Annotated in this window: 8 protein-coding genes and 1 pseudogene; 6 read left to right on the top strand and 3 right to left on the bottom strand. The window is 77.0% G+C overall.

Going from position 1 to position 10,495, the window contains the following annotated elements:
- Together sucB and ABD345_RS23175 are read left to right on the top strand one after the other, a co-directional pair.
- Positions 1–1,082 (top strand): 2-oxoglutarate dehydrogenase, E2 component, dihydrolipoamide succinyltransferase (gene sucB, locus ABD345_RS23180; protein WP_344554519.1); only part of this gene is annotated, 1,082 nt, incomplete at its 5' end.
- A 135-nt stretch (positions 1,083–1,217) separates the two neighbouring features.
- Positions 1,218–1,733 carry a DUF4240 domain-containing protein gene (locus tag ABD345_RS23175; RefSeq protein WP_344554518.1) on the top strand — a complete coding sequence of 172 codons (516 nt, stop codon included), beginning with the start codon at positions 1,218–1,220 and terminating at the stop codon, positions 1,731–1,733.
- A gap of 27 nt (positions 1,734–1,760) precedes the next feature.
- Here ABD345_RS23175 and ABD345_RS23170 read toward each other — a convergent pair whose 3' ends face one another.
- Together ABD345_RS23170 and ABD345_RS23165 are read right to left on the bottom strand one after the other, a co-directional pair.
- On the bottom strand, positions 1,761–2,690 hold the full coding sequence (locus tag ABD345_RS23170) for a DUF2510 domain-containing protein (protein ID WP_344554517.1): 930 nt from the start codon (positions 2,688–2,690) through the stop codon (positions 1,761–1,763).
- A gap of 112 nt (positions 2,691–2,802) precedes the next feature.
- Positions 2,803–3,306 (bottom strand): GNAT family N-acetyltransferase, encoded by a 504-nt coding sequence (locus tag ABD345_RS23165; protein WP_344554516.1) that lies wholly within the window; start codon positions 3,304–3,306, stop codon positions 2,803–2,805.
- 66 nt (positions 3,307–3,372) lie between these two features.
- Between ABD345_RS23165 and ABD345_RS23160 the strand changes: the two genes are divergently transcribed.
- Positions 3,373–4,296: a TIGR01777 family oxidoreductase gene (locus tag ABD345_RS23160; RefSeq protein ID WP_344554515.1), complete on the top strand. Its 924-nt coding sequence runs from the start codon at positions 3,373–3,375 to the stop codon at positions 4,294–4,296.
- Between the two features lie 403 nt (positions 4,297–4,699).
- Positions 4,700–6,022, top strand: coding sequence for an NAD(P)/FAD-dependent oxidoreductase (locus tag ABD345_RS23155; protein WP_344554514.1), 1,323 nt, complete (start codon positions 4,700–4,702; stop codon positions 6,020–6,022).
- Between the two features lie 204 nt (positions 6,023–6,226).
- On the opposite strand, the gene ABD345_RS23150 is transcribed toward ABD345_RS23155, so the two are convergent.
- Complete coding sequence (locus tag ABD345_RS23150; RefSeq protein WP_344554513.1) at positions 6,227–7,822, bottom strand: NsdA family TPR-like regulatory protein; 1,596 nt, start codon at positions 7,820–7,822, stop codon at positions 6,227–6,229.
- A 284-nt stretch (positions 7,823–8,106) separates the two neighbouring features.
- Between ABD345_RS23150 and ABD345_RS23145 the strand changes: the two are divergent.
- Positions 8,107–8,418 (top strand): annotated as a pseudogene (locus ABD345_RS23145) (SDR family NAD(P)-dependent oxidoreductase); the annotation flags it as partial.
- Positions 8,419–8,586: 168 nt separating this feature from the next.
- Positions 8,587–10,479: a helix-turn-helix domain-containing protein gene (locus tag ABD345_RS23140; protein WP_344554512.1), complete on the top strand. Its 1,893-nt coding sequence runs from the start codon at positions 8,587–8,589 to the stop codon at positions 10,477–10,479.
- Positions 10,480–10,495: the final 16 nt, after the last annotated feature.

Genomic DNA, 10,495 nt, shown 5'->3' with positions numbered 1-10,495 from the left:
CGCCGTCCGCCGCTCCGGCCGCTCCGGCCTCCGTGGCCGCCGCGCCGGCTCCGGTGGCCGCCCCGGCCCCGGCCGACCCGGCCCCGGCCGCCCCGGCCCCGGCCCCGGTGGCCGCTCCGGCCGCCCCGGTCGCCGCCGCTCCGGCCGCGGACTCCGGTGACGCCTACGTCACCCCGCTGGTGCGCAAGCTCGCCGCCGAGCACGGTGTCGCGCTCGGCTCCGTCGCCGGCACCGGCGTCGGCGGCCGCATCCGCAAGCAGGACGTGATCGCCGCCGCCGAGGCCGCCAAGGCCGCCCCGGCCCCGGCCGCCGCCGCTCCCGCTGCCGCCGCCCCGGCGAAGGCCGCCGCCGCGCCGTCCGCGCTGCGCGGCCAGACCGTCAAGATGACCCGGATGCGCAAGGTCATCGGCGACAACATGCTGAAGGCCCTGCACGAGCAGGCCCAGCTGACCAGCGTGGTCGAGGTGGACGTCACCCGGATCATGTCGCTGCGCGCGAAGGCGAAGGACTCCTTCCTGGCCCGCGAGGGCGTGAAGCTGTCCCCGATGCCGTTCTTCGTGAAGGCCGCCGCCCAGGCGCTGAAGGCCCACGCGGTCATCAACGCCCGGATCAACGAGGCCGAGGGCACCATCACCTACTTCGACTCCGAGAACATCGGGATCGCGGTGGACTCCGAGAAGGGTCTGATGACCCCGGTCATCAAGGGTGCGGGCGACCTCAACATCGCGGGCATCTCGAAGAAGACCGCGGAGCTGGCCTCGAAGGTCCGCGACAGCAAGATCACCCCGGACGAGCTGTCCGGCGCGACCTTCACCATCTCCAACACCGGTTCGCGCGGTGCGCTGTTCGACACCGTCATCGTCCCGCCGAACCAGGTCGCGATCCTGGGCATCGGCGCGACCGTGAAGCGCCCGGTGGTCATCGAGTCCGACGGCGGCACCGCCATCGGCATCCGCGACATGACCTACCTGTCGCTCTCCTACGACCACCGCCTGGTGGACGGCGCGGACGCCGCCCGCTACCTGGTCGCGGTCAAGGAGATCCTGGAGGCCGGCGAGTTCGAGGTCGAGCTCGGCCTGTGAGGCACCCGCTGCCGTAGGCACCCCGTCGGGAGCCCCGCACCGTCCCCGGACGGTGCGGGGCTCCCGCGCGTTCCGGCCCGATCGGCGGTCCGATCGGGTGCGCGCGGGGCGGCGATCGTGGAGGCTGGAGCGGTGATGGACGAGACGGGATTCTGGCAACTGGTCGACGGGGCCCGGGAGGCCGCCGCGGGCGACCCGGACGAGCAGGCCGAGGCGCTGGTCGAGCGGCTGCTGCGGCTCACCCCGGACGAGGTGCTGGACTTCGCCCGGCAGTTCGAGGCGCGCTTCCAGCGGGCGTACACGGTGGAGCTGTGGGGCGCCGCGTACCTGCTGCTCGACGGGGCCTCGGAGGACGCCTTCGACTACTTCCGGTGCTGGCTGATCGGCCAGGGCCGGGAGGTGTTCGAGGGCGCGGTGCACGAGCCGGACGCGCTGGCCGAGCTGGTGCCGGACTTCGACGAGGAGGAGGACGGCGACGGGGAGGAGCTCGGCTACGCCGCCGACGAGGCGTACGAGCGGCTGACCGGGCTGCCGCTGCCGGACCTGGGGGTGCGTCAGCCGCCGGCCGCCGAAGGGGTGTACTTCGACTTCGCGGACGGGGCGGTGATGGCCGCCCGCTACCCGCGGCTGTGGGAGCTGTACGGGGACTGAGGCCGGACGGCGCCCCGCCCGGGCGGGTCAGGAGGCGGTGGTGATGCCCTGGATGATGTCGTCCAGCACGGCCGGGTCCGGGGCCTTGGGGTCGTCGTCCACGCCACCGCGCAGGATGACGTAGCCGCTGCCGTCCGGGTCCGGCACGGCCGCGACCACGGCGAATCCGGCCGCGCCCTGCTCGGGCTCGACGTACCAGCGGATCGCCCAGCCCTCGCTGCCCGCGACGGTGAGGGTGCCGGCCGACTCCTCCCGGTGGGTGCGCAGGGTGCCGAAGGCGACGGCGGCGAAGTCGGTCATGGCCCGTTCGGCGGCGGCCTGGGCGTCGGCGGCGTCGACGCTGTCCGCGACGACCGCGAACTGGCCGCGCAGGCAGAGGGACTCGGACTGCTCGCAGGCGTACTGGCCGAAGATCTCCACCACCGTCGCCCGCTCGTTGGCGGGTTCGGCGGTCCAGCCGTCGGGCAGCGGGACGCCCCAGCCGTGGGCCTTGTCGGCGAGTTGCAGGGCCGGGGCGGGGCTGCTGTCGGTGTCGTCCGCGCTGGTGTCGTCGGCGTCCGGGGTCGGGGACGGGGAGCGCGGCGGGTCGGAGGCGGCCGGGGTGGAGACGCCGACGGTGATGGTCGGCGCGGGCCCGGCCTTCTTCGGGTCGTCCGGCTGCACGGCCCACACCACGGCGCCGACCACGCCGGCCAGCAGCAGCACGGCGACCGAGACGGTGGCGATCAGCGGGCCCCGGCCGGAGCGGCCCGGGGGCGGGCCCGGCTGGAACGGGGGCTGGAACGGGAGGGTCGTCGGGGGCGGCGGGGGGCCGGGGGCGACCTGCCAGGTCTGGGTGACCGCGTCGTTGACCAGGCCGGCCTGGCGGTGGGAGTCCGTCCAGGCGGTGCCGTCCCACCAGCGTTCCTGTCCGGTGCCGGGAACGGGGTACCAGCCGGGCGGCGTCGGGGTGCTCACGGCCGCTACCGTACCGCCCCGGGGCCGCCCTCCCCAGCCGCCCGGCGGTCACGAATCGGGCACCGGGGACGGTGGGTTGACGAACCGACGGGTGCCGCCGGGTGCCGCCGGGTCAGTCCAGCGCGCGGCCCATCCAGACGTCGTCGACGTAGCCGTCCTCCAGCAGGAAGTGCTCGGGCAGCACGCCGAGCACCTCGAAGCCGGCCCGCTCGTACAGCCGCCGGGCCGGGGCGTTGCGGGCGAGCACCCGCAGGGTCATCCGGCGGGCGCCGTCGGCGCGGGCCGCCTCGCAGGCGGCGGCGAGCAGGGCCTCGCCGATCCGGCGGCCGCGGGCCTCCGGCAGCACGCCGAGGCCCTGGATCTGCCGGACGTGCGCGTTGGAGGGCAGCGGGATCTCCCGCACCTGGCGGACGTAGCCGACCACCCGGCCGCCGAGTTCGGCCAGCAGGTACTGCCCGGGGCGGTGCGCCCCGTCGAACACCGGGGCGTCCTCGGGCGGGCGCGGGGCGACCTCGCCGAGCGGGGACCAGGCGGCGTGGTCGACGGCGCGGATCGCGCGCTCGTCCTCGTCCCGCGCCGGGCGGATGATCACGTCGTCGGAGGGCATGCGGGCCATCGTAGACGCCGTCCGGCGCGGCCCCCACGGGGTTTCTGACCGGGCGGGCGCCGGCGGACTGGGAGGATGGCCGGTATGCGAATCGCGGTGACAGGCTCCACGGGGTTGATCGGGTCCGCGCTGGTGGACTCCCTGCTGACGGACGGGCACGAGGTGCTGCGGCTGGTGCGGCGGCGCTCGCGCACCGGGCCGCAGCCGGACGGGACGGTCGGGGTCGGCTGGAACCCGCTGCTGATGCAGATCGACGCGGCCGCGCTGGAGGGCGTGGACGCCGTCGTGCACCTGGCCGGGGCGGGCGTCGGCGACCGGCGCTGGACGGACGCCTACCGGCGGGAGATCCGGGACAGCCGGGTGCTGGGCACCGAGACGCTGGCCGCCGCGCTGGCCCGGCTGAAGCGGCCCCCGCAGGTGCTGGTGAGCGCCTCCGCGGTCGGCTACTACGGGCAGACCGGCGACCAGGTCGTCGACGAGGGCGCACCCGCCGGGAGCGACTTCCTGGCCACCGTCTGCCAGGAGTGGGAGCAGGCCGCGCGGCCCGCCGCGGACGCCGGGATCCGGGTGGTGCACCCGCGCACCGGGCTGGTGCTCGACCCCGGGGGCGGCGCCGGGGCGCGCCTGCTGCCGCTGTTCAAGCTGGCGCTGGGCGGGCGGCTGGGCGACGGCGGGCAGTACTGGGCGCTGATCTCGCTGGCCGACGAGGTCGCCGCGCTGCGCTTCCTGATCGACCACCGGGAGATGTCCGGCCCGGTCAACCTGACCGGCCCGGAGCCGGTCACCAACCGCGAGCTGACCGCGGAACTCTCCCGGCAGCTCGGGCGCCCGGCGGCGTTCGCGGTGCCGGAGTGGGCGCTGCGCACCGTGCTCGGGGAGATGGCCGTGGAGGTGGTGGGCAGTCACCGGGTGGTGCCCGGGGCGCTGCTGGACGCGGGCTTCGCGTTCCGCGACCCCGACGCGGGGGCGATCGTCGCGGCGGCGCTCGGGCAGCGGTAGCGGGTCCGCGGCGGCGGGCCGGGGCGGGCCGCGGCGGGGCGGGCCGCGGCGGGGCGGGTGCCGGAGGCCGCGGGCCGCCGGGCGGGGGTTGACGTGGCGTCAGCGGGGGGCGCACGGGTGCAACCGGGCGGCGCGCAGGGTGCGGACGGTGACGGTGCGCGCCCGTTCCCGCCCCGCACGCCCCGTTTGACGCACCGTGGGTGACCGGTCGGTCCCGCTGCGTGGCCGCGCGGGTGCGGTGACCCGATTCGGTGCCGTCCGGCTGTCTGGACCGGCGGATGACGGGGCATCACCAGTGCGGACCACGTCCGACCCCCGCTGGCCGCCCCGGCGCACACCCGCTCGCGGGCGCTGCCGTGCGCGGCGGCCGCGGAGGGCTCCGCCAGGGAGGGAGCACCCACTCGTGCCCGCACAGGACTTCACCGGCCGCGCCCAGCGCGGCCCGTCCGGCGACCCCGACGCGATCGTCGTCGGCGCCGGCGTCGCCGGACTCACCACCGCGACCCTGCTCACCGCCCAGGGCCTGGACGTCCAGGTCCTGGAGGCCGGCGAACGCGTCGGCGGCCGGATGGCCACCCGCGAACTCGACGGCTTCCGGCTCGACCACGGCGGCCACCTGCTCAACACCGCCCACCCCGAGCTGGGGCGCCGCCTCGACCTCGACCGGCTGGAGCTGCGTCCGCTCGCCCCCGGCGTCCTGGTGCACAGCGGCGGCCGCGGCTACCGGGTCGGCGACCCGCGGCTCACCCCCGCCCGGCAGGCCGCCACCCGCGGGCCGCTCGGCACCCCGCTGGACAAGGCCCGGCTGGCCGCCACGCTGTCCCGGCTGGCCGCGACGCCCGCCGAGCGGCTGCTGGCCCGCCCCGAGACCACCGCCGCCCGCGCCCTGGCCGACCGCGGCCTGCCCGCCCGCACCGTCGACGGCTTCCTGCGCCCGCTGCTCGGCGCCCTGCTGTCCGACCCCGCGCTCGGCACCTCCAGCCGGGTCGCCGACCTGGTGCTGCGCGCGTACGCCCGCGGCCGGCTGTGCGTTCCGGCGGCGGGGGTCGGGGCCGTCCCCGAGCAGCTGGCCGCCCGGCTGCCGGAGGGCGCCCTGCGGCTGGGCGTCGAGGTCACCTCGGTCGGCACGGACGGCGTGGAGACCGCCGGGCACGGCCGGATCCGCTCCGGCGCGGTGGTCGTCGCCACCGACGCGGCGACGGCGGCGGCCCTGCTGCCGGGCCTGCGGCAGCCCGGCTTCCACCCCGTCACCACCTACTACCACGCGGCGGAGCGCTCCCCGCTGGGCGAGCCCGTCCTGCTGCTGGACGCCGAGCGCTCCGGGATCTCGCACTCGCTGGTGCTCAGCGACGCCGACCCCTCGTACGCCGCCGACGGCCGCGCGCTGATCGCCACCACCGTGCTGGGCCGCCGCTCCTTCGACTCCGGCGGCCCGGCCGGGGACGAGGGCGCCGTCCGGCGGCGGCTGGCGGAGCTGTACGGGACCGCCACCGGCGCCTGGGAGTTCCTGACCGTCCGGCACGTTCCCGACGCGGTGGTCGCGATGCCCCCGCCGCACCACTTCCGCCGCTCGGTGCGACTGCTCGCCGGGCTGTACGTGTGCGGGGACCACCGCGACACCGGGACGGTGCAGGGCGCGCTGGTCTCCGGTCGGCGGGCCGCGGAGGCCGTCCTTCGCGACCTCGGCGTGCGGATCGAGCCGGAGGTCGCGGACCTCGCGGCGTAGGGCGAGAGCCCCCGCCAGGGGCTCGGGGAACGGCGAGGCCCGGTCTGCTGACGGTGCACTGCCTTGGCGTGCATCGGCTTCGGGTTCTGTTCATACGACGCGGCAGCCCCGACCTCCGATGGGCTCCGGCCGTCAGCAGCACGGCCCCGCCGTTCCCCGGGCCCCTGGTGGTGCTCTCCCGCCGTTCTCGTCCGAGCCCCTGCCTCAGATCACCCCCGCCTGGCGGGTGGCCTCGTCGAAGGCCCGGGCGGCGGGGGTGGTGCGGTAGGGGTTGAGGCGGCGGTGGAAGTCGCGGAGGTACTCGACGGTGCGGGCGGAGCGCATCTCGCCGGCCGCGCGGAGCGAGTCGGTGGCCATCGAGCACGCCTCGTCGACGTCGCCCATGCCCAGGCGGGCGGAGGCCAGGACGAGGCGGCACAGGATGCGGCTGCGGGCGTAGGCGGGGGCCCGCAGCCGCAGGGACTTCTCGGCGTGCTGGGCGGCGGGGCGCCACTGCTGGAGGTCGCGGTAGCAGTGGGCGAACTCGTCGGCCAGTTGGGCGTCGTCGAAGTAGCGTGCCCAGGACGGGACTTCGTCGGCGCTGCGGGCGGTGGACAGGGCCCGTTCGCAGCGGACCAGGGCGGTGGTGCAGGCCCGGACGTCGCCGGCCAGGGCGTGGCCGCGGGCCTCGGCGGCGTGCATCAGGGCCTGGACGACGGGGGCGGCGGTGGTGCCGACGCCCTGCTGGGCGACCCGGGCGAGCTGGATGGCCTCGCGGGCGTGGCCGAGGTGGACGGCCTGCTGGCTCATGGTGGTGAGGACGAAGCCGCCCAGGACGCGGTCGCCCGCGGCCTGGGAGAGCCGCAGGGCCTGGACGAAGTAGCGCTGGGCGAGGCCGTGCGCGGCGATGTCGAAGGAGGTCCAGCCGGCCAGCCGGGTGAGGTCGGAGACGGCTCCGAACAGGGCGCGGCCGATCTGTTCGCCGTACCGGCCGCGGAGCATCGGCTCGGCCTCGCTCTCCAGGTAGCGGACCAGGGCCTGCCGGGCGTGGCCGCCGCCGTAGGCGTGGTCGAGGGCGCGGAACAGGTCGCCGACGGCGCGGATCGCGGCGATGTCGCCGCGGCCGACCCGGACCGGGGGCCTGGTCTCCCGGTGCTCGGCGGCGGGTTCGGCCCCGGCGGGGCGGCGCGGGCCCTGCGGGGGGACCCGGGCGCCCGGCGGGGAGCGCAGTTCCTCGGGGGTGAGGGTGGTGCCGTCGCGGGCGACCCGTTCGTCGGTGCGGCCGATCAGCCAGTCGCGGCTGGGGACGACGAGCCCGGCGGGGGTGAAGGCGATCTTGCGGAGTTCGGCGTAGGGGCCGTTGTCCTTGCGCCACATGGAGGCGACGATGTCGACGGCCTCCTGCGGGGTCTCGGCGAACTCCAGCCCGGCGTAGACCGGGGCGCAGGCGTCCAGGCCGACGTCCTGGGCGGTGAGCCGGCGACCCAGGCGGCGGGTGAAGACCTCGGCGATCAGCGCCGGGGTCGCGCCGCGGGGTTGCTGGCCGCGCAGCCAGCGGGTCACCGAGGTCTTGTCGTAGCGCAGGTCGAGGCCGTGCTCCAGGCCGAGTTGGTCGACCCGGCGGGCGAGGCCCGCGTGCGAGAAGCCGGACTCCTCGATGAGTGCGGCGAGTTGGGGGTTCTGGGCGCGCCCGGCCGCGGGGGCCGGTGGTTCGGCCTGCTCGGGGGCGCGCGGAGGGGTCTCGGCCGCTCCGGTCGGGCGCGGGTCGAGCGGGTCGAGCGGTCGGTACGCCGGGCTGTCGATTACTGGCCGTTGGGGCATAGCAGTCCACACCTCTCAGGCACCGTTCCGGCCCCTCCTGCCCGGACGGCGCCCCCTGATCGGGAATCGGCGCGAATGTAGCGAGCATTGGGACGCTATGGGTGGATTCGAGCCCCCCATCCTCCGAACGGGTGAACCAGCCCCGCCCGTTGTGAGGAAGCCCGGGCACCGCGTGTTTGAGTTCGGGAGCCGTTGCCCGCTCTCCGGACGCATGGCGTCGGGAACCACAGGAGTGCCGCGCGCTGTGGTGTCCGCCCACATCGTTGCGGGGCGCGCGGATTCCTATCCAGCGGGACATGGTGGAGGCCCCGTTCCGGATCCTGCGCCGCACCCTGCCGCACCTGTACGGGCGCGGGTGGGGCCGGGTGGTCAACGTCTCCTCGGTGCACGGCCTGCGGGCCGGCGCCTTCAAGTCGGCGTACGTGACGGCCAAGCACGCCCCGGAGGGCCTGAGCAAGACGGTCGCCCTGGAGGGCGCCCCGTACGGCGTGACCAGCAACTGCGTGAACCCGGCGTACGTGCGCACCCCGCTGGTGGAGCGGCAGATCGCCACCGGCGCGAGCCTGCCGGTGGACGGCGGGTGGACCGCGCACTGAGCGGCGGGGCGGGGCGGGTCGGGGGGACTCGGTGAAGGCGGCCGCCACCCTCCGGGCTCTTCCGGCAGGATCGGGGCCGCACCCCCGGCGGCGCGGCCCGGGCCCGTTCGTGCGGCGGGCCGCGGGGCGGGGGCACCGACGGGGGAACTAGCGACAGGGAAGACCGAATTGGACCGCGAGACCACCGCCGCTCCGGCGCTGCGCAGACTCCTCGACCTGCTGGCGACCGGCGCCGCCACCGAGGACTTCGGCGAGGTGCTCGCCGGCGCCCGCCGCCGGGGCGCCCCCGCCGGGGTGCTGACCGAGATCGGCGACGCCACCCGGCAGGCGCTGCGGGTGCACCGGACGATGCGCCAGTACCGCCGGCGCGAGGCCGAGCTGACCGCCCTGTTCGACACCGCGGGCGACCTGGCCGCCTCCCGGGACCTGGACGCGGTGCTGCAGGCCATCGTCCGGCGGGCCCGGATGCTGCTGGGCACCGACACCGCGTACCTGACCCTGCCGGACGAGCGGGCCGGGGACACCTACATGCGGGTCACCGACGGCCCGGTCTCGCCGATCTTCCAGACCCTGCGGCTCAGCCCGGGCGACGGCCTGGGCGGCCTGGTCGCACAGACCGCCCGCCCCTACGCGACCCACGACTACCGGGTGGACGAGCGGTTCCGGCACACCGGGCGGATCGACGCGGGCGTGCTGGACGAGGGCCTGGTGGCGATCATCGGGGTGCCGCTGCTGCTGGGCGGCAGCGTGATCGGCGTGCTGTTCGCGGCCGACCGCACGCCGCGGGCCTTCTCCCCCGACGAGGTCGCGCTGCTGTGCACGCTGGCCGCGCACGCCGCGATCGCCCTGGACACCGCCAAGTCGCTGGCCGACACCCGGGCCGCGCTGGCCGAGCTGGCCGGCGCCAACGCCGTGATCCGGGCCCACGCGGCCGCCGTCCAGCGCGCCGAGCAGGCCCACGACCGGCTCACCGACCTGGTGCTGCGCGGCGCGGAGGTGGCGGACGTGGCCGCCGAGGTGGCCGCGCTGCTGGACGGCGGGGCCTCCGTGCACGACGCCGAGGGCGCCCCGCTGACCGGCCCCGGGGCCGCCCCGGACGGCCTGGCCGGGGCGGTCGCCGCCGCCCGCGCCGAGGGCCGCGCGGTGCGGCACGGCGGGGAGTGGGTGTGCGCGGTGCTGGCCGGGCAGGAACCGCTGGGCGCGCTGGTGCTGCACGGGCGGCCCGAGCTGGACGACGCCGACCGGCGGGTGTTCGAGCGGGCGGGCGTCGTCACGGCGCTGCTGCTCCTGCTGCGCCGCTCGGTCGCCGAGACCGAGAACCGGGTCCGCGGCGAGCTGCTGGCCGACCTGCTCACCGCGCCCGACCGCGACCCGGCCGGGCTGACCGCGCGCGGCCGCCGGCTGGGCGTCGACCTGAACCGGCCGCACCTGGCGCTGGTCGCGGTCGCCGAGGAGGCCGCGGCCCGGGGCCGGCTGGCCGGTGCGGCGGCCCGCTACCTGTTCGGTTCGCGCGGGATCAGCGCCGAGTTCGGCGAGGGCGTGGTGCTGCTCGTCCCGCACGAGGGCGGCGGGGACGGCGCGGTGGCCGGGGCGGCGGCGGAGCGGCTGGCCCGGCTGGTGGGTTCGCCCGTCACGGTCGGCGCCGGGCGCCCCGCCGCCGGCCCGGTCGCGCTGGCCGCCGGGTACGCGGAGGGGGTGCGCTGCGTCCGGGCGCTGCGGGTGCTGGGCCGGGCCGGGGACGGGGCGTGCGCGGCCGACCTGGGGTTCCTGGGGGTGCTGCTGGGCGACGGCCACGACGTGGACGGCTTCGTCCGGGCCACCCTGGGCCCGCTGCTGGACTACGACGCCAAGCGCGGCACCGAGCTGGTGCGCACCCTGCGCGCCTACTTCGACTGCGGCGGCGGCCTGACCCGGGCCAAGGACCTGCTGCACGTGCACGTGAACACGGTGGTGCAGCGGCTGGACCGGGTGGAGGTGCTGCTGGGCCGCGACTGGAACCAGCCGGAGCGGGCGCTGGAGCTCCAACTGGCCCTGCGGCTCCTGCTGTTGGCGGGCGGCTGAGCCGGGGTTCCGGGTG

The sequence above is a fragment of the Kitasatospora saccharophila genome (assembly GCF_039529925.1).
GTDB classification, from domain to species: domain Bacteria; phylum Actinomycetota; class Actinomycetes; order Streptomycetales; family Streptomycetaceae; genus Kitasatospora; species Kitasatospora saccharophila.
This window is presented reverse-complemented; position numbering and strand designations above follow the sequence as displayed.